The sequence below is a fragment of the Streptomyces sp. NPDC059994 genome, from assembly GCF_042737755.1.
Classification (GTDB): domain Bacteria; phylum Actinomycetota; class Actinomycetes; order Streptomycetales; family Streptomycetaceae; genus Streptomyces.
In genome coordinates this window covers 1-17,844 of sequence record NZ_JBHWUR010000054.1, presented here as the reverse complement: position 1 = coordinate 17,844, position 17,844 = coordinate 1, and the positions used below count along the sequence as shown (strand labels likewise).

Below are 17,844 nucleotides of genomic sequence, written 5' to 3'. Positions count from 1 at the left end.
CAAATCTGTCAGCTCGTAGGAATGTACGTCTCCGCTTATCGGTGACGGGTTGTCGGTGACGGCTTCGCACGCGATGTCTCCCCGGGGCTCACCCCTTGACCGCCCCGCCCAGCGCGAAGCCGCCGCCGAGGCGCTGGGCGATGACCACGTAGAGCAGCAGCACCGGCGTCGAATAGAGGATGGAGAACGCCGCCAGCTCGCCGTAGACCACCGAGCCGTAGTTGCCGAAGAAGGTGAAGATCGAGACCGAGGCGGGCAGCCGGTCCGGCGAGAGCAGCAGCATGAACGGGACGAAGAAGTTCCCCCACAGCATGATGAAGGTGTAGATCGTCACCACCGTCACGCCCGGCCCCATCAGCGGCAGCACCACCCGCCACAGCGTCTGCGGCATCGACGCCCCGTCCGTCCACGCCGCCTCCTCCAGGACCCTGGGCACGCCGTCCATGAAGTTCTTCATCAGCCAGATGGCGAACGGGAGCTGCGCGGTGGCCAGGAACAGGGCCGTGCCGTACACCGTGTCGATCAGGTCGACCTGCACGAAGAGCCCGTACACCGGGACCATCACCGCGGTGATCGGCAGGCACGTGGTGAACAGGACGGTCAGGAGGTACGGGCGGGTCAGCCGGGAGCGGTAGCGGGAGAGCGGATAGGCGGCGAGCACCGCGCACACCACCGTCAAGGCGGTCGCGCCGCCGCACAGCACCAGGCTGTTGAGCATCGGCGTGAAGGTGATCTCGTCGGTCCACACGGCGGAGAAGTTGTCCAGGGCGGGGTTGCCCGGCACCCGGACCCGCAGGTCCGCGTCCGTGTCGAGCGAGGAGAGCAGCAGCCACAGCAGCGGCAGCGCGAACGCGGCGGCGACCGCGAACAGCGCGGCGTCGGCGGCCAGCCGCTCCCGGGTCCGGCGGCGCGGCCCGCGTCGGGGCGCGCGCCGGGGCACGCGTCCGGGCACCGTGCGTCGGGGCACCCTCATACCTCCGCCTTCATCAGCCGCAGATAGACGACGGAGAACAGCGCCCCCACCAGGAGCAGCAGCAGCGCCACCGCCGTCCCGTACCCGATCAGGCTCTTCAGGAACGCCTGGTCGTACATGAACACCGGGAGCGTCTGGCTGCGCCGGCCCGGCCCGCCCCGGGTCATCGCCCAGATCAGCCCGAACACGGAGAGCGTCTGGAGGGTGTTGAGCATCAGATTGGTGCCGATGGAGCGGCGGATCATCGGCAGCGTGATGTGCCACAGGCGGCGAAGGCCGCTCGCGCCGTCCACCTCCGCCGCCTCGGTGATCTCCTGCGGGATCTCGGCGAGCGCGGCCGAGTAGATCAGCATGGAGAAGGCGGTGCCACGCCAGACGTTGGCGAAGGAGACCGCCAGGATGGGGAGGCTGAACAGCCAGTTCTGGGTGGGCAGATGGAGCCAGTGGAGGAGGGTGTTGAGAGTGCCCTCGCGGCGGAAGAAGGCGTACAGCAGGAACGCCGCGACGATCTCCGGCAGCACCCAGGCCGCGATCACCAGCGTCCCGGTGAGCGTGCGCACCGGCCGTGAGGCGCGCCGCATCAGGGCGGCCAGGGCGAGGCCCAGGGTGTTCTGCCCCAGGACCGAGGAGACCACGGTGAACACCACCGTCAGCCACACCGCGTTGCGGAAGCCGGGGTCGGCGAACGCCCGCCGGAAGTTGTCGAACCCGACGAAGCTGGTGCCGGACGAGCCGGTCAGCTGCATGTCGGTGAAGGCGATGTAGACGCAGTAGCCGATGGGCCCGGCGAGGAAGACCAGCAGGAGGAGGGTGGCGGGGGCCAGCGGCAGCCAGCGGACCGGCCGGGCCCTCACCGGGTCACCGCCCCCTCGGCGATCGTCCGCAGCTGCCCGTCGTACGCCTCGGCCGCCTTCTCCGTCGACGAGTCGCCCGTGGTCACCGCCTCCATCGCCTCCCCGATCGCGGAGGAGACCTGCGGGTAGACCGGCAGGGCCGGGCGGTAGTGGGTGTACTTCACCAGGCCGGTGAAGAAGTCGATGCCCGGCATGGACTTCAGATACGCGGGATCCTTCGCCACGTCGTCGCGCACCGCGATCTGCGCGTCCACCACATCCCACTTCACCGCGTTGGCCGGGGTCTGCATCTGCTTGAGGAACTCCCAGGCCAGCTCCGGGTTCCCGGCCTTCCGCGGGATCGCCCAGGTCCAGCCGCCGGAGAGGGAGACCCGGCCGGGCGCCTGCCCGTCCTTGGTCGGCATCGCGGCCTGCCCGAGCACGGCCGGCCAGTCGGGCCACTCCTTCGCGCCCTTGGCTCCCCAGAACTGGCCCAGCCACGAGCCGTCCAGCGCGATCGCGAGCTTGCCCTCGGGCAGCCACTCGGTGGCGACGCGGGTGTTCACATTGGGGTCGAGCGCGTCGGAGACGTCCGGGCCGAGCTTCTCCCCGTACACCGTCCGTACGAAGTCCAGCGCGTCCTTGAAGCCCTGCGATCCGGTGACCCACTTCTTGGCGGCCGGGTCGTACAGCGGGTTCTCACCGGTTCCGTACAGCAGCATCTCGAAGCCCTGCATCACCGCCGCCTCGCCGACCGCCTTGCCGGTCAGGACGTTGAGCGGGATGACGCCGGGGACCTTCTTCCTGACCGTGCGGGCCGCGTCGAGGATGTCCGCCCAGTTCCGGGGCTGCCAGTCGACGGGCAGGCCCGCCTTGGCGAAGAGCTGCTTGTTGAACCACAGGCCCCGGGTGTCGGTGCCGTCCGGGACGCCGTACGTCGCGCCGTCCTCCGCCTTGGCGGCCGCCCTCGCCGTGGGGACGAAGCGGCTCCAGGCGTCCCACTTCGCCAACTGGTCGTCCAGCGGTCTCAGGTACCCGGCCTTGATGTCGGAGTTGATGCGGAAGGTGTCCTCGTAGACCAGGTCCGGCGCGGTCTTCGCCGAGCGCATCATCTGCTGGGCCTTGGTGGCGTAGTCGTTGTCCGGGGCCTGGACGGGGACGAGTCTGACCTTCTTGCCGGGGTGGTCCTTCTCGAACTGCTCCTTCACCGACTCCAGGAAGGCGTCCTTGAAGCGCACCTTGTTGTCGGTGGAGCGGTTGTAGGCGACCTTGACGGTGGCGGAGTCACCGCCGGAGCCGCCGCCGCAGGCGGCGAGCGAACCGGCGGCGAGCGCGGTGGCGAGGACCAGCGGGGCAACGGCGGTGGGGCGCACGGCACGACCTCCTCGGGCCACGAATGGCTGCCCGGTGAACGTAAAGCCGCCCCGGGGCATGGTCAATGGGGCCCGTCGGCCGTCGTGATCGCCTGACGGATCATCAAGTCACTTGTCAGCGGCGGGAGTCGACCCATCTGTACTGGAGCTCCGGGCGGCCGATCTGCCCGTACTGCGGGGTCCGCTCGGCGCGGCCCGTGGTGACCAGGTGCTCCAGATAGCGGCGTGCGGTGATGCGCGAGATGCCGACGGTCTCGGCGGCGGCCGACGCGGTGACGCCCGTCGGCGAGGACCGCAGGGTACGGGTCACCGCCTGGAGCGTGGGCGCGCTGAGCCCCTTCGGCAGGGCCGTGGGCTGCGGGGCGCGCAGCGTGGACAGCGCCCGGTCGACCTCCTCCTGCCCGCTGGCCTCCCCGGCGGTCGCGCGGAACTCGGCGTACCGCACCAGCCGGTCGCGCAGGGTGGCGAAGGTGAAGGGCTTCAGGACGTACTGGACGACGCCGAGCGACACGCCCTCGCGCACCATCGTCAGATCGCGGGCCGAGGTCACCGCGATGACGTCCGCGCCGTGCCCGGCGGCCCGCAGCGAGCGCACCAGCTGGAGGCCGTGCCCGTCCGGCAGATAGAGGTCGAGCAGGAGCAGGTCGACCTCGACGCGGTCGAGCACCCGCAGCGCCTCGGCCCGCGAGTGGGCGGCCCCGGCCACCGTGAAGCCGGGCACCCGGCCGACGTACAGCTGGTGCGCGTCGGCGGCGACCGGGTCGTCCTCGACGACCAGCACTCTGATGGGACCGCCGGCGGACCCTCCGGCGGCCGTCATACCGCCACCGCCCCGCTGCGCAGCGGCAGCCGCACGGTGAACTCGGCGCCCCCGTAAGGCCCTTGCGTCAGCTCCACGCTTCCACCGTGCCGCACGGCCGTCATACGCACGAGCGCCAGGCCGATGCCCCGCCCCGGGCTCTTGGTCGACCAGCCGCGCTCGAAGACGGCGTCCACGGCGGCCGGGTCGACCCCGTGCCCGCTGTCCGCGACCCGCACCACCAGCTCCTGGTCCTCGGTGGTGAGGGTGACCGCGACACGGGCGCCGGCGCTGCCCTGCGCCGCGTCCACCGCGTTGTCCACCAGGTTGCCCAGGACCGTGACCAGGTCGCGGGGCGCAAGCGTGGGCGGCAGCAGCCCGTCCTCGATGGCGCTGCCCTCGGTCAGCGTCAGCTCGACGCCGTGCTCGTTGGCCTGGGCGGCCTTGCCGAGCAGCAGCGCGGCGAGCACCGGCTCGCCGACCGCGGTGACGACCTGGTCGGTGAGGGCCTGGGCGAGCTCCAGCTCGGCGGTCGCGAACTCCACGGCCTCCCCGGCGCGGCCCAGCTCGATCAGCGAGACCACCGCGTGCAGCCGGTTCGCGGCCTCGTGCGCCTGGGCCCGCAGCGCCTGGGTGAACCCGCGCTCGGAGTCCAGCTCGCCCGCCAGCGACTGGAGTTCGGTGTGGTCGCGCAGGGTCACCACGGTGCCCCGGCGGCCACCGCTGGAGACCGGGCGGGTGTTGACCACCACGATCCGGTCGGCCGTCATATGGACCTCGTCCGCCCTCGGCTCGCTCGCGAGCAGCGCCCCAGCGAGCGGCGCGGGCAAGCCGAGCCCGGCCACCGACCGTCCCACCGCGTCCTCGCCGAGCCCGAGCAGCTCCCGGGCGCCGTCGTTGATCAGCGCGATCCGGCGCTGCCCGTCCAGCATCAGCAGTCCCTCGCGCACCGCGTGCAGCGCGGCCTGGTGGTAGTCGTGCATCCGGCTCAGCTCGGCCGCGTTCATCCCGTGGGTGTGCCGCCGCAGCCGCGCGTTGATCACGTACGTGCCGAGCCCGCCGAACGCCAGCACCCCGGAGGCGACCGCGAGCAGCGCCGCCACCTGCTTGCGCACCTGCTCGCTGATCTTGTCGATGGTGATGCCCGCGCTGACCAGGGCGGTGATCCGGCCGTGGTCGCGCACCGGCGAGACGACCCGCACGGACGGCCCGAGCACGCCCATGTGCGTCTCGCTGAACGTCTCGCCGCGCAGCGCGGGCCGGATGTCGCCGAGGTACTTGCGGCCGATCTCGCCGGGCACCGGATGCGTCCAGCGGGTCCCGTCCGGCGCGAGGATCACCACGAAGTCGACGCCCGAGGTGTGCCGCAGGGTCTCCGCGTACGGCTGGAGGACCGCCGTCGGGTCCGGGGAGCGGACCGCCTCCACCACCGCGGGCGAGGTGGCGACGGCGGTCGCGATCGCGGTGGTCTGGCGCCGGGCGGTCTCCTCCGCCTGGGCCCGGTCCTGGACGTACGAGTAGAGCGCGCAGCCCGCCACGATCGCCGCGACCAGCACCACCTGCATGGCGAAGAGCTGGCCCGCGAGGCTGCGGGGACGGGGTATGCGCATGCCGGACAGTGTGCACCCGCGCAGGTCACCGTTCGGACAAGCGGCGTGAACGAAATGCACGCAAGGGTGACCGGTGTCACAGCCTGATGGATAGTCGCGGGGATCCATCGAGCCATCGGGACACAGACGCACGTACGCGGGACGCGTACGAATCAGCAGGAGGCACCCCGTGACCGCAGCAGCCGCCCGGCGGGACCGCCCCCAAGGCCTTAAGGGCCAGGGAGGCACCCCCACGCACTACCTCTACCTCGCCGTGATCGCCGCGGTGCTCATCGGCATCACCGTCGGCTTCGCCGCCCCCGGGGTGGCCGTCGAGCTGAAGCCCATCGGCACCGGCTTCGTGAACCTGATCAAGATGATGATCTCGCCGATCATCTTCTGCACGATCGTGCTCGGCGTCGGATCGGTCCGCAAGGCCGCCAAGGTCGGCGCGGTCGGCGGACTCGCGCTCGGCTACTTCATGGTGATGTCGACCGTGGCGCTCGCCATCGGCCTGGCCGTCGGCAACATCCTGGAGCCCGGCTCGGGCCTGCACCTCACCGAGGCGGCCCGGCACGCGGGCGCCAAGCAGGCGGCGGGGGCCAGTGAGTCCACCGCCGACTTCCTGCTCGGGATCATCCCCAAGACGATGGTCTCCGCCTTCACCGAGGGCCAGGTCCTGCAGACCCTGCTGATCGCCCTGCTCGTCGGCTTCGCGCTCCAGGCCATGGGTTCCGCCGGTGAGCCCGTGCTGCGCGGCATCGGCCACATCCAGAAGCTGGTCTTCCGGATCCTGTCGATGGTGATGTGGGCGGCGCCGGTGGGCGCGTTCGGCGCCATCGCGGCGGTGGTCGGCGAGACCGGCATGGACGCGCTGAAGTCACTGGCCGTCATCATGATCGGCTTCTACATCACCTGTGCGCTCTTCGTCTTCGTCGTCCTCGGTACGCTGCTGCGCCTGCTGACCGGGGTGAACATCTTCCGGCTGCTGAAGTACCTGGGCCGCGAGTTCCTGCTGATCCTCTCCACCTCGTCCTCCGAGACGGCGCTGCCGCGGCTGATCGCCAAGATGGAGCACCTGGGCGTGAGCCGGGCGGTGGCGGGCATCACCGTGCCCACGGGCTACTCGTTCAACCTGGACGGCACCGCGATCTACCTCACGATGTCCTCGCTCTTCATCGCCAACGCGATGGGCAGCCCGCTCGGCGCCGGCCAGCAGATCTCGCTGCTCCTGTTCATGATCGTCGCCTCCAAGGGCGCGGCCGGAGTCACCGGCGCGGGTCTGGCGACCCTGGCCGGCGGCCTCCAGTCGCACCGCCCCGAACTCGTCGACGGCGTCGGCCTGATCGTCGGCATCGACCGCTTCATGAGCGAGGCGCGGGCGCTGACCAACTTCGCGGGCAACGCCGTCGCCACGATCCTGGTGGGCACCTGGACCAAGGAGATCGACATGGCGCGGGTCGAGGAGGTCCTGGCGGGGCGGGTCCCGTTCGACGAGGTGACGTTCGCGGCGAGCGACGCGCACGGTCCGGCCGGACCTGCCGGGCCGGCGCCCGCGCCGCAGAAGCACGAGGTCACGCTCGCCAAGGGCGCCCCCGCCCCGGAGGTGCCCGAGGCGCGGGAACCCGCTGCCCCCTGAACGCGTCCGGACAGGTGTCCACTACCGTGCGGGGCGTCCGTCCGGAAGCGGGTGGCGGGGAAAGCGAGCGGAATGAAGATCGACTGGGACCGGCGCACCTGTGCGCGCCGGGGGCATGTGACGTACGAGCCGAGCGAGGCGGAGCTGCGCCGGCGGCTGCGCGCCCACACCGGGCTCGGCGAGGCCTGGCGCTGTCTGCGCTGCGGCGACTTCGCCCTCGGTACCCCGCACGGCTCGGGGCCCGCCGAGGACGCGCCGCTGGTGCCGCGCGGCAAGGTACTGCGGGACCTGTTCATCCTGCGGTTCCTGGCGGTGGAGCGGCTGGTGCGCGGGGTGTTCATCGTCCTGGTGGCGGCCGCGGTGTGGAAGTTCAGCAACAGCCAGGACGCGGTGCGCCGGCTCTTCGACGAGAACCTGGACGTCCTGCGCCCGGTGTTCCGGCACTTCCACTACGACCTCGACCACTCGCCCGTCGTGGGCACCATCCAGAAGTCCTTCGGCTACAAGCACTCCACGCTGGTGGCGGTGGCGGCGGCGCTGCTCGTGTACGCGCTGATCGAGATCGTCGAGGCCGTCGGGCTGTGGCGGGCCGAGCGCTGGGCGGAGTACCTGACCGTGGTCGCCACGGCGGCGTTCCTGCCGCTGGAGATCTACGAGCTCATCGAGAAGATCAGCTACCTCAAGATCGTCACGCTCGGGCTCAATGTCCTCGCCGTGCTCTACATCCTGCTCTCCAAGCGCCTGTTCGGCCTGCGCGGAGGGCGGGCAGCCTTTGAGGCGGAGAGGCACAGCGCGTCGCTGATGGAAGTCGAGGCGACGGCCGGTCTCGCGGTGGAGACGACGTGAAGGGAACCGGAACGATGAGCAAGAAGTTCGCAGTGGTACTCGCCCTGATCCTGGGCACGGCCCTGGTGGCCCCGGCGGCGGCCGAGGCGGCGCCGAGCGCGGTGGTGCGGACGGTGTCGGCGCAGCCGGCGTCCGACGCGCTCGCGCCCGCCGCCGCACCGGCGGCGGCGCACCGGACGGCCGGCCACGCTTCCCATGTGACGCTCGCCAAGCCGAAGAAGAAAAAGAAGAAGGGCTTCCTCAAGAAGCTGGGCATCTTCCTCCTGGTGATCTTCCTGCTCTTCGTGGCGCTGGTCGTCCTGGTGATCTGGCTGATCGTCCGCAGGATCCGCAGGCGGCGCACGGCCTGACGCACGGGCCCGTCACGGCAGCAGCGCCAGCTCCTGCCCGGTGAGGACCAGATCGGCGGCCGCCGCCGAGTCCCGTACGGACTCGGGGCGGCTGCCGCCCGGAATGGGGATCACGTTCGGGGAGCGGTCGAGCAGCCACGCCAGGGCGATCTGCTGCGGGCTGACGCCACGGGCGTCGGCGACCGCGTGGAACCCGGCGTACGAGGAGTCGGCCGCCATGCCCGAAGCCCCGTCGAGCGAACTGCGGGAGATGCCGCCGAGCGGACTCCACGGCAGGAACGCGATCCCCAGCTCGGCGGTGAGCCGCAGCTCGGGCTCGGCGTCGCGGACGGCGGGGGAGTAGCGGTTCTGCACCGCCACCAGCCGGTCCCCGAGGATCTCCTTCGCCTGCCGGATCTGGTGCGCGTCGGCGTTGGAGATCCCGGCGAGCCGGACCGTACCGTCGTCGAGGAGCTCGCGCACGGCGCCGAGCGAGTCCGCGTACGGGATCGCCGGGTCCGGCTTGTGCAGCTGGTAGAGGCCGATCGCCTCGGTGCCGAGCCGCCGCAGCGACTCCTTCGCGGCCCGCTTCAGATGCTCCGGCCGCCCGTCGACGCTCCAGTCCCCGTCGCGGGTGCGCCCGCGCCCGCCCTTGGTGGCGACGAGGACGCCGTCCGTGTCGCCGCCGTACGAGGCGAGGGCGCGGGCGAGGAGCAGCTCGTTGTGACCTGGTTCGCCGCCGGGGGCGTAGTACGAGTCGGCGGTGTCGAGCAGGGTCATCCCCGCGTCGAGCGCCGCGTGGACGGTGGCGAGGGCGCGCGCTTCGTCGGGCCGCCCTTCGATGGACAGGGGCATGGCGCCGTACCCGATGGCGCCGACCCTCACGTCCCCAAGTGCGCGGTACCGCATGTCAGTTGCTCCCCTTGAGCGTCTCGGCCACGGCGGCCGTGAGCCAGTCCTCGGTGTGCGAGAAGGTGAACCCGAGCTGTTCGGCGCGGCTGTTGTCCATGCCGTACGAGCGCCGGAAGGAGAACGGTGAGACCTCCCCGACGTCCACCGCCCGGTACCGCGCGGGCCCGCCGCCGATCGCGGCCACGATGTCCTCGGTGCTGAGCGGCCCGTGCGAGGCGGCGTTCACGGGCCCGGTGAAGTCCTGCCCCGCCGTCCAGAAGAGGAAGTCGGCGATCTCGTCGACGTTGATGTACGTGGCGGGGTGGTTGGGGGTCGGTACGGCGACGGGCTCGCCGTCGCGGAGACGGTCCGCGTAGTGGCCGACGCGCCCGGTGAAGTCGTCGGCGCCGCCGAGGACGTGGGCGACGCGGACGGAGACGTAGGGGAAGCCGGGCGCGGCGGCGAACACGGCTTCGGCCTGCCGCTTGCCTTCCCCGTAATGGGATGCGAGGAAGTCGCCCTCCTCCCAGGGGAGTTCAAGGTCGAAGGCGATGCCGAGGGGGTCGACGGCGGCTTCGCGCACCGGCTGGGCCGAGTCCTCGTACTCGTACACCTCCACCGTCGAAGTCATCACGTACCGGCGGGTGCGGTGGGCGAAGACGCGGCGGGCGGCGGCGGCCTGGCGCGGGGTGTAGCAGACCTGGTCGAAGACGACGTCGAACGTCCGGTCGCCGAGGGCGGCTTCGAGGGCGGCCTCGTCGTCGCGGTCGGCGACGAGGTGGACGGCGGCGGGCGGGGGCGGTGAGGACCCCCGGTTCAGTACGGTGACGTGGTCACCGGCGGTGACGAGCCGGGCGATGAGCCGCTTGCCGAAGTATCGGTTGCCGCCGATGACCAGCACGTTTCGGGTGTTCTGCGTCATGTCGTTTGCCATGTACACAGTGTTACGTGGGCGGGCGGCGTCCTGAAGGGGGAAACATGGGAGAACTGTCCGCTGTACCGAAGGAACCACGGAGTTCAAGGGCGTTGACCCACGATTCCTCACCGGCCTTCGATCAGGTGGACCGGCAGCTCCTCGAACTGGTCCAGTCGGAGGGCCGGATCAAGCTGAGCGAGCTGGGCCGGAGGGTGCGGCTGAGCCCCGCCGCCGTCACGGAACGGCTGCGGCGGCTGGAGGCGAGCGGGGCGATCACGGGGTACGGGGCGCGGATCGACCCGGCGCGGCTCGGCTACGGCATCCAGGCGTTCATCCGGGTCAACCCGCACGGCGGCTACACCCTGAAGCACCCCAGGACGCTGGAGCTGATGGAGCGCGAGGAGATCCGGGAGGTCCACCACGTGGTGGGCGAGGATTGCTGGATCATCAAGGTCGCGGTCGCGGACACGGTCCACCTGGAGGAGGTGCTGGGGGAGGTGTCGGCGCTGGGGCGGACCACGACGTCGATCGTGCTGTCGTCCCCGGTGAGCGGGAAACCGCTGCTGCCGCCGGGGTGACGGCACGCTCCCCCGAACGCGGTCGCCGGCGAAACGCTTGCCTTGACGTCCGCGTCAAGGATTACCGTCGCCGCATGCGAATCGGCGAGTTGGCCGCGCGGGCCGGGACCACCACCCGGGCGCTGCGCTACTACGAGTCGCGCGGCCTGCTGACCGCGCGCCGGGCGGAGAACGGGTACCGCGCGTACGACGAGGACGACCTGCGACTGCTCACCCAGATCCGGACCCTGCAGGACTTCGGGTTCGAGCTGGAGGAGACGAGGCCGTTCGTGGAGTGCCTGCGGGCGGGCCACCCGGCGGGGGACACCTGCCCCGCGTCGCTCGCCGTGTACCGGCGCAAGCTGGCCGAGCTCGACGGGCTCATCGGGCAGCTCCAGTCCGTACGCGATCAGGTCGGCGCGCAGCTGGGGCGGGCCGAGACGGCCCGCGCCGAGCTGGAGGCCGGTTCGCTGGTGCCCGGGGCCCCCGGGTGCGAAATGACGGGTATCGAGGAGGGGTTGGGATGAGCGTGCAGGCCGTGGGTGTGGACGTCGTGACGGATGCGACCTTCGACGCGGAGGTGCTGGCGGCGGATCTGCCGGTGCTGGTGGAGTTCACCGCCGAGTGGTGCGGGCCGTGCCGGCAGCTCGCGCCGGTGCTGAGCCGGATCGCCTTCGAGGAGGGCGACCGGCTCAAGGTGGTGCAGCTGGACGTGGACAAGGACCCGGAGACGACCGTGAAGTACGGCGTGCTGTCGATGCCGACGCTGATGGTGTTCCGCGCGGGCGAGCCGGTGAAGGCGATGGTGGGCGCGCGCCCCAAGCGCCGTCTGATGCAGGAGCTCGAAGACGTGCTGTAGAAAGTGCGGGAGAAACCAAAAAGCCCCGGTCCGATATTGCGGCCGGGGTTTTTCTCTGCGTATAGTGAGTTCTTCGTGTGCGTTCTCTTGAAAACACACGAAAAGCCCTTACGGAAAGCACTGTATCGCGTCAGGAGCGGAATTGTCAACCGAGGAAATTCGGAAAGAACAGCAATTCATCGACGGGCTCTACGCGCGCCTCGAAGACCTGCGCGAGCAGGCCGAGGTGTCGGTGCGGCGCGCCCTGGCGCAGGTCGGCACCGGTCTCCAGGCGCGCCACGAACGCGATGTGCTGGTGGCCGAGCAGTCCGGGCTGCTCAGCGCGCTCGACGGCGGCGAGAACGGGCTCTGCTTCGGCCGCCTCGACTTTTCCGATGGGCGCGCCCACCACATCGGCCGCATCGGAATCCGCCGTGACGACCGGGAACGTACGCCCCTGGTGATCGACTGGCGGGCCGATGTGGCGCGCCCGTTCTATCTCGCCACCGGGTACACCCCGATGGGGCTGCGCCGCAGGCGGCACCTCACCACCCAGGGGCGCACGGTCACCGCGCTGCACGACGAGATCCTCGACCTCACGGACGCGGCCCGCACCGGGCACGAGGGCGCGGACGCCGACGCCGTGCTGCTCGCGGCGCTGGACGCGGCCCGCACCGGCCGGATGCACGACATCGTGCAGACCATCCAGGCCGAGCAGGACAAGATCATCCGCGCCCCGCGGCGCGGCGTCCTCGTCGTCGAGGGCGGGCCCGGCACCGGCAAGACGGCGGTCGCGCTGCACCGGGCGGCGTATCTGCTCTATGCCTACCGCGAGCAGCTGGCCCGGCGTGCCGTGCTGATCGTCGGCCCCAACCCGGCGTTCCTCGGCTACATCGGGGAGGTGCTGCCGGCGCTCGGCGAGACCGGCGTGCTGCTCGCCACCATGGGCGAGCTCTTCCCCGGTGTGCACGCCACCGGTACCGACACCCCGGCCGCCGCCGAGGTCAAGGGCCGGAGCGAGATGGCCGACGTGCTGGCGAAAGCAGTGCGCGACCGGCAGACCGTGCCGCACACCGCCGCCGAGATCGACCACGAGGGGTACGGGACGCTCAGCCTCGACCGGGCCATGGCCGAGGACGCCCGCTGGCGCGCCCGCGAGTCCGGGCTGCCGCACAACCTGGCCCGCCCGCACTTCGCCTTCCACATCATCGACGCGCTCACCGCGCAGCTCGCGGAGCGGATCGGCGCGGATGTGTTCGGCGGCGACAACCTGCTCGGCCCCGACGACCTCGCCCAGCTCGGCAAGGAGATCGCCACCAGCCGCGAGGTGCACACCGCCATCGACGAGTTCTGGCCCGTGCTCACCCCACAGGGGTTCGTCGCGGACTTCCTGGCCGATCCGTCCCATCTGCCGGACTCCGACGCCGACTTGATCCGCCGCGAGGGCGGTGACTGGACGGCGGCCGACGTGCCGCTGCTCGACGAGGCCGCCGAACTGCTCGGCGAGGACGACTCGGCTGCCCGCGCCGCCGCCGAGGCCGAGCGCCAGGACCGGATCGCGTACGCGCAGGGCGTCCTCGACCTCTCCGCGGGCTCGGAGAGCTTCGAGTTCGAGGACGAGGAGTCCGAGGTGCTCGCGGCGCACGACATCATCGACGCCGAGAGGTTCGCGGACCGCCACGAGGAGGCCGACCACCGCAGCGCCGCCGAGCGCGCCGCCGCCGACCGCACCTGGGCGTTCGGCCACATCATCGTGGACGAGGCGCAGGAGCTCTCCGCGATGGCCTGGCGGCTGCTGATGCGCCGCTGCCCGACCCGCTCGCTCACCCTGGTCGGGGACCCCGCCCAGACCGCCGACGCGGCGGGCGTCGGCTCCTGGCGGCGGATCCTGGAGCCGTATGTGGAGGACCGCTGGGAACATGTGCGGCTCGGGGTCAACTACCGTACGCCCGCCGAGATCATGGAGGTGGCGGCGCAGGTCTGCCGCGCGGTGGACCCGTCGTTCGAGCCGCCGAGCTCGGTACGGGCCACGGGGGTGCGGCCGTGGGCGCGTGAGGCGGCGCCGCACGCCCTCGCGCGGGCCGTCGCCGACGCGGTGAAGGCGGAGACCCCCGGGGCGGGGCGCCTCGCGGTCGTCGCGCCCCGCACCCTGCACCCCGCGCTGCACGCCGCGCTCCCGGAGGTCCCGCCGGGCGAGCCCGATCTGACCCGCCCGGTCGTCCTGCTCGACCCGCGTCAGGCCAAGGGGCTGGAGTTCGACACGGTCCTGGTGGTGGAGCCGGCCGAGTACGGGGTCAGCGACCTGTACGTGGCGCTGACCCGGGCCACCCAGCGGCTCGGCGTGCTGCACTCGGAGCCCCTGCCGAAGGCGCTGGCAGAGGCGCTGGACGGCTGAGTCACACCGGCCGCAGCCACACCGTGGCCAGCGGCGGCAGGGTCAGCCGGATGCTGACCGGCTGCCCGTCGGCCGGCGTGGAGTCCGGCTTGAGGGGGTCCTCGTTGCGGATGTCGCCGCCGCCGTAGCGCGCGGCGTCCGTGTTGAGGACCTCCGCCCAGGCGGGGACGGTGTCGGGGACGCCGAGCCGGTAGTCGTGGCGGACCACCGGGGAGAAGTGGGAGACGGCGAGCAGCGGGGCGCCGGAGGCGTCGTGGCGCAGGAAGGCGAAGACGTTGTCCTCCGCCGCGTCGCCCGCCACCCAGGCGAAGCCGCCCGGGTCGGTGTCCCGCTGCCACAGCGGCGGGGCGTCGCGGTAGACCGTGTTGAGGTCGCGGACCAGGTCCCGTACGCCCCGGTGGTCCGGCTCGGCCGAGTACGACGGGTCGAGCAGCCACCAGTCGGGGCCGTGCGCCTCCGACCACTCCGCCCCCTGGGCGAACTCCTGGCCCATGAAGAGGAGTTGCTTGCCCGGGTGCGCCCACATGAAGCCCAGATAGGCGCGGTGGGTGGCGCGCCGCTGCCACCAGTCGCCGGGCATCTTGGAGACCAGCGAGCGCTTGCCGTGGACGACCTCGTCGTGGGAGACCGGCAGGACGTAGTTCTCGCTGTACGCGTACACCATCGAGAACGTCATCTCGTGGTGGTGGTACTTGCGGTGGACCGGCTCGTGGGCCGCGTATCCCAGCGAGTCGTGCATCCAGCCCATGTTCCACTTCAGGCCGAAGCCGAGCCCGCCGAAGCCGCCGGGGCCCACGTGGTGGGTCGCGCGGGTCACGCCGTCCCATGCCGTGGACTCCTCGGCGATGGTGATCACGCCCGGGCAGCGGCGGTAGACCGTGGCGTTCATCTCCTGGAGGAAGGCCACCGCGTCGAGGTTCTCCCGGCCGCCGTGCTCGTTGGGCGCCCACTCGCCCTCCTCGCGCGAGTAGTCCAGGTAGAGCATCGAGGCGACGGCGTCCACCCGCAGCCCGTCGACGTGGAACTCCTCGCACCAGTACGTGGCGTTGGCCACCAGGAAGTTGCGGACCTCCTTGCGGCCGTAGTCGAATTCGAGGGTGCCCCAGTCGGGGTGCTCGGAGCGCGCCGGGTCCTCGTGCTCGTACAGGGTGCGCCCGTCGAAGCGGGCCAGCGCCCAGTCGTCCTTCGGGAAGTGCGCGGGAACCCAGTCGACGATCACCCCGATGCCGGCCCGGTGCAGCGCGTCCACCAGGAAGCGGAAGTCGTCCGGGGTGCCCATCCGGGCGGTGGGCGCGTAGAAGCCGGTCACCTGGTAGCCCCAGGAGCCCCCGAAGGGGTGCTCGGCCACCGGCAGGAACTCGACGTGGGTGAAGCCCAGGTCGCGTACGTACGCCGGGAGCTGCTCGGCGAGTTGACGGTATGTCAGACGCGGTCGCCAGGACGGCAGGTGTACCTCGTACACCGAGAACGGGGACTCGTGGACCGGCCGGTCGCCCCGCGCCGCCATCCACCGCTCGTCCTGCCACACATGGTGCGACTCGGTCACGATCGACGCGGTCGCGGGCGGCACCTCGGTGCGCCGGGCCATCGGGTCGGCCCGCAGGGTGTGCGAGCCGTCGGGGCGGGTGATGTCGAACTTGTAGAGCGCGCCGTCGCCGACGCCCGGCAGGAAGAGCTCCCACACGCCGGTGGAGCCGAGCGAGCGCATCGGGTACGCGGTGCCGTCCCAGTAGCAGAAGTCGCCGGTGACGCGGACGCCGAGGGCGTTGGGGGCCCAGACGGTGAACCGGGTGCCGGGCACGCCCTGGTGGGTCATCGGGCGCGCGCCCAGCGCCGTCCACAGCTCCTCGTGGCGGCCCTCGCCGATCAGATGCAGATCGAGGTCGCCGAGCGCGGGCAGGAAGCGGTACGGGTCCTCGGCCTCGGTCTCGTTGTCGTCGTAGGTGATGAGCAGCGAGTACTCGGGGACCTGGCGCAGCGGCAGCACCCCGCAGAACAGACCGTCGCCCTCGTCGTGCAGCTCGGCGCGGAGCCCGTTGGCCAGGACGGTCACGGCCTGCGCGTACGGGCGCAGCACCCGGAACACGACGCCGCCGCCATTGGGGCCTCCCCTGCCCGAACGGAGTTGAGGGCTGGGGGAAGAGTGCGCGCCGAGCAGTGCGTGCGGGTCGTGGTGCGCCCCGGAGAGCAGCCGGGCGCGGTCGTCGGCGGCGAGCGGCCGCGCGGCCCGGACGCCGTGGCTCCCGCCGCGCTTCGGCTTCGACGGCGCGGCGGCGCGGGCGGGCCGGGAGGGATCGGGGTTCTGCGGGCGGTCGCCGGTGGGCGGGCGGGCGGTCACGGGTACGGCCTCCTCGGGGGGTGGTGCGGGGGTCGGGGTCAGTCCTGGGCCAGTCGGCGGACCGCCGCCATCGGGACGGCGAGCCAGTCGGGGCGGTGGCGGGCCTCGTAGAGCACCTCGTACACCGCCTTGTCGGTCTCGTACGCCCGCAGCAGCTCGGGCTCGTCGCGCGGGTCGGTGCCCGCGGCCGCCGCGTAGCCCGTGCAGTACGCGTCCCGGCAGGACTCGGCCCAGTCGGGGCGCCACGGCAGCTGGGTGCGGGCGGCGTAGTCGAAGGAACGCAGCATCCCGGCGACATCGCGGACCGGCGGCTGCGGTCGGCGGCGCTCGGCCAGCGGCCGGGCGGGCTCGCCCTCGAAGTCGATGACCGCCCAGTCGCCGCGGGCGGTCCGCAGGGTCTGGCCCAGGTGCAGATCGCCGTGGACGCGCTGGGCGGGCCGGGACCCGGCCACCCGGGTCACCGCGTCGAACGCGGCGCGCAGCCCGGGCACATGGGGCAGCAGCGTCGGCACCGCCTGCGCCGCCGCCTCCAGGCGCTCGCGCATCGCGGCCGCGAGCAGCTCGGTCTGGGCCCGGCCGAGCGTGACCACCGGCAGCGCGGCGGCGAGCGCGGTGTGCACCTCGGCGGTGGCCCGGCCGAGCGCGTGCGCCTCCCGGGTGAAGTCGCGCCGGCCGGCGAGTGCGCGCAGCGCCAGCTGCCAGCCGTCCTGGGAGCCGCGCAGGAACGGCTGGAGCACGGCGAGCGTGGCGTGCTCGGGCCGCTCGGTCTGGATCCAGGCCGCGGGCGCGGGCACCCGGGGGCACCCGTGCCGGGCCAGGACCAGCGGAAGCTCCAGGTCCGGGTTGATCCCGAAGTGGATCCGGCGGAACACCTTGAGGATGAACGTATCTCCGTACACCAGCGAGGAGTTGGACTGCTCGGCGGCGAGGAGGCGGGGCGTGAGCCCGGCGGGGACGGCGATGCCCGCGTCGCAGCCGAAGCGCAGCGGGCCGAGCCGCCCCGGCGTGCGCAGCCGTTCCAGGAGCAGCGCGGCGACCTGCGGGTCCTGGAGCGCGTCGTACACGGTGAGCCCGGTCAGCGGTCCGGCGGTGGCGTGGCCGACGAGCGCGGGGGCGAGCGGCGGCGGCAGCATCTTCCGTACGCCGAGCAGCAGCTGGTAGACGTCAGGGGGCTCGGGGGCGGCGCCGGGCTGTTCGGCCCGTACGAGCAGGTGCAGACAGCCCGGGAGCAGCTCGGTGACCGAGGCCAGCGAGAAGCCGGTGACCGGGCGGCCCTTGCCCGCGAACCAGCGCTGTCTGGGGAGCCATTCGTGCAGCAGCGGCGCCAGCGAGGGCAGCAGCGCGACAGGAGTCAGGGTGGGTGCGGCCTTGGGCATGGCAGCGCGTCCTTTCCCCGGGCTCACAGCAGGATGTGCGCAGAGTGTCCCGGATTGCGGCATTGGCTGTCCGGCGGCGCGCGGAGCGTCCGGTGTGCCACTGGGAGCGGTCCGGAGCGTCGCTGAGGAGAGTGCCCCGGGCGGGCCGGAGG

At 72.1% G+C, this 17,844-nt stretch carries 16 protein-coding genes; 7 read left to right on the top strand and 9 right to left on the bottom strand.

All coding sequences use genetic code 11. The features are described from left to right. Nucleotides 1–88: 88 nt before the first annotated feature. The 5 genes from ACFWA7_RS24430 to ACFWA7_RS24410 form a co-directional block, all read right to left on the bottom strand. The gene (locus ACFWA7_RS24430; RefSeq protein ID WP_385825193.1) at nucleotides 89–973 is read right to left on the bottom strand and encodes a carbohydrate ABC transporter permease; all 885 of its coding nucleotides are present in this window, start codon (nucleotides 971–973) and stop codon (nucleotides 89–91) included. After that, nucleotides 970–1,827 (bottom strand): carbohydrate ABC transporter permease, encoded by an 858-nt coding sequence (locus ACFWA7_RS24425; RefSeq protein WP_385825191.1) that lies wholly within the window; start codon nucleotides 1,825–1,827, stop codon nucleotides 970–972. The genes ACFWA7_RS24430 and ACFWA7_RS24425 overlap by 4 nt, the downstream gene beginning before the upstream one ends. Beyond that, complete coding sequence (locus ACFWA7_RS24420; RefSeq protein WP_385542732.1) at nucleotides 1,824–3,179, bottom strand: extracellular solute-binding protein; 1,356 nt, start codon at nucleotides 3,177–3,179, stop codon at nucleotides 1,824–1,826. Before ACFWA7_RS24420 ends, ACFWA7_RS24425 begins: the two co-directional genes overlap by 4 nt. Before the next feature lie 115 nt (nucleotides 3,180–3,294). After that, complete coding sequence (locus ACFWA7_RS24415; protein ID WP_385542735.1) at nucleotides 3,295–3,999, bottom strand: response regulator; 705 nt, start codon at nucleotides 3,997–3,999, stop codon at nucleotides 3,295–3,297. Next, the gene (locus tag ACFWA7_RS24410) at nucleotides 3,996–5,588 is read right to left on the bottom strand and encodes an ATP-binding protein (protein WP_385825189.1); all 1,593 of its coding nucleotides are present in this window, start codon (nucleotides 5,586–5,588) and stop codon (nucleotides 3,996–3,998) included. Before ACFWA7_RS24410 ends, ACFWA7_RS24415 begins: the two co-directional genes overlap by 4 nt. A gap of 169 nt (nucleotides 5,589–5,757) precedes the next feature. Between ACFWA7_RS24410 and ACFWA7_RS24405 the strand changes: the two genes are divergently transcribed. From ACFWA7_RS24405 to ACFWA7_RS24395, 3 genes are all read left to right on the top strand, one after another. Next, nucleotides 5,758–7,206 carry a cation:dicarboxylate symporter family transporter gene (locus ACFWA7_RS24405; protein WP_385542740.1) on the top strand — a complete coding sequence of 483 codons (1,449 nt, stop codon included), beginning with the start codon at nucleotides 5,758–5,760 and terminating at the stop codon, nucleotides 7,204–7,206. 72 nt (nucleotides 7,207–7,278) lie between these two features. Next, nucleotides 7,279–8,052 (top strand): DUF2127 domain-containing protein, encoded by a 774-nt coding sequence (locus ACFWA7_RS24400; RefSeq protein WP_385542743.1) that lies wholly within the window; start codon nucleotides 7,279–7,281, stop codon nucleotides 8,050–8,052. Between the two features lie 14 nt (nucleotides 8,053–8,066). Further along, nucleotides 8,067–8,402 carry a hypothetical protein gene (locus ACFWA7_RS24395; protein WP_385542746.1) on the top strand — a complete coding sequence of 112 codons (336 nt, stop codon included), beginning with the start codon at nucleotides 8,067–8,069 and terminating at the stop codon, nucleotides 8,400–8,402. A gap of 12 nt (nucleotides 8,403–8,414) precedes the next feature. On the opposite strand, the gene ACFWA7_RS24390 is transcribed toward ACFWA7_RS24395, so the two are convergent. Then, a complete protein-coding gene (locus ACFWA7_RS24390) occupies nucleotides 8,415–9,290 on the bottom strand; it encodes an aldo/keto reductase (protein WP_385825187.1) in 876 nt (291 codons plus the stop codon). A gap of 1 nt (nucleotide 9,291) precedes the next feature. Beyond that, on the bottom strand, nucleotides 9,292–10,206 hold the full coding sequence (locus ACFWA7_RS24385) for an NAD-dependent epimerase/dehydratase family protein (protein ID WP_385825185.1): 915 nt from the start codon (nucleotides 10,204–10,206) through the stop codon (nucleotides 9,292–9,294). Nucleotides 10,207–10,250: 44 nt separating this feature from the next. Here ACFWA7_RS24385 and ACFWA7_RS24380 point away from each other — a divergent pair, with 44 nt between their 5' ends. The 4 genes from ACFWA7_RS24380 (at nucleotide 10,251) to ACFWA7_RS24365 (ending at nucleotide 13,978) form a co-directional block, all read left to right on the top strand. Then, nucleotides 10,251–10,766 (top strand): Lrp/AsnC family transcriptional regulator, encoded by a 516-nt coding sequence (locus ACFWA7_RS24380; protein WP_385542754.1) that lies wholly within the window; start codon nucleotides 10,251–10,253, stop codon nucleotides 10,764–10,766. 74 nt (nucleotides 10,767–10,840) lie between these two features. Beyond that, the gene (locus ACFWA7_RS24375) at nucleotides 10,841–11,272 is read left to right on the top strand and encodes a MerR family transcriptional regulator (RefSeq protein WP_385825183.1); all 432 of its coding nucleotides are present in this window, start codon (nucleotides 10,841–10,843) and stop codon (nucleotides 11,270–11,272) included. Further along, complete coding sequence (trxA, locus tag ACFWA7_RS24370) at nucleotides 11,269–11,604, top strand: thioredoxin (RefSeq protein ID WP_385542758.1); 336 nt, start codon at nucleotides 11,269–11,271, stop codon at nucleotides 11,602–11,604. The genes ACFWA7_RS24375 and trxA overlap by 4 nt, the downstream gene beginning before the upstream one ends. A 142-nt stretch (nucleotides 11,605–11,746) precedes the next feature. Then, a complete protein-coding gene (locus tag ACFWA7_RS24365) occupies nucleotides 11,747–13,978 on the top strand; it encodes a HelD family protein (RefSeq protein ID WP_385825180.1) in 2,232 nt (743 codons plus the stop codon). 1 nt (nucleotide 13,979) lies between these two features. Here the strand turns inward: ACFWA7_RS24365 and glgB are convergent, their stop codons facing one another. After that, entirely contained in the window at nucleotides 13,980–16,169 is a 2,190-nt protein-coding gene (gene glgB, locus ACFWA7_RS24360) for a 1,4-alpha-glucan branching enzyme (RefSeq protein ID WP_385825215.1), read from the bottom strand. 185 nt (nucleotides 16,170–16,354) lie between these two features. Further along, nucleotides 16,355–17,692, bottom strand: coding sequence for a maltokinase (locus ACFWA7_RS24355; protein WP_385825178.1), 1,338 nt, complete (start codon nucleotides 17,690–17,692; stop codon nucleotides 16,355–16,357). Between the last annotated feature and the right edge of the window lie 152 nt (nucleotides 17,693–17,844).

Excerpts from the sequence above, each read along its gene's own strand:
- ACFWA7_RS24430 (WP_385825193.1), bottom strand. The coding sequence starts at position 973 with ATGAGGGTGCCCCGACGCACGGTGCCCGGACGCGTGCCCCGGCGCGCG.
- ACFWA7_RS24415 (WP_385542735.1), bottom strand. The coding sequence starts at position 3,999 with ATGACGGCCGCCGGAGGGTCCGCCGGCGGTCCCATCAGAGTGCTGGTC.
- ACFWA7_RS24410 (WP_385825189.1), bottom strand. The coding sequence starts at position 5,588 with ATGCGCATACCCCGTCCCCGCAGCCTCGCGGGCCAGCTCTTCGCCATG.
- ACFWA7_RS24375 (WP_385825183.1), top strand. The coding sequence starts at position 10,841 with ATGCGAATCGGCGAGTTGGCCGCGCGGGCCGGGACCACCACCCGGGCG.
- ACFWA7_RS24400 (WP_385542743.1), top strand. The coding sequence starts at position 7,279 with ATGAAGATCGACTGGGACCGGCGCACCTGTGCGCGCCGGGGGCATGTG.
- ACFWA7_RS24390 (WP_385825187.1), bottom strand. The coding sequence starts at position 9,290 with ATGCGGTACCGCGCACTTGGGGACGTGAGGGTCGGCGCCATCGGGTAC.
- ACFWA7_RS24380 (WP_385542754.1), top strand. The coding sequence starts at position 10,251 with ATGGGAGAACTGTCCGCTGTACCGAAGGAACCACGGAGTTCAAGGGCG.
- trxA (WP_385542758.1), top strand. The coding sequence starts at position 11,269 with ATGAGCGTGCAGGCCGTGGGTGTGGACGTCGTGACGGATGCGACCTTC.
- ACFWA7_RS24355 (WP_385825178.1), bottom strand. The coding sequence starts at position 17,692 with ATGCCCAAGGCCGCACCCACCCTGACTCCTGTCGCGCTGCTGCCCTCG.
- ACFWA7_RS24385 (WP_385825185.1), bottom strand. The coding sequence starts at position 10,206 with ATGGCAAACGACATGACGCAGAACACCCGAAACGTGCTGGTCATCGGC.
- ACFWA7_RS24395 (WP_385542746.1), top strand. The coding sequence starts at position 8,067 with ATGAGCAAGAAGTTCGCAGTGGTACTCGCCCTGATCCTGGGCACGGCC.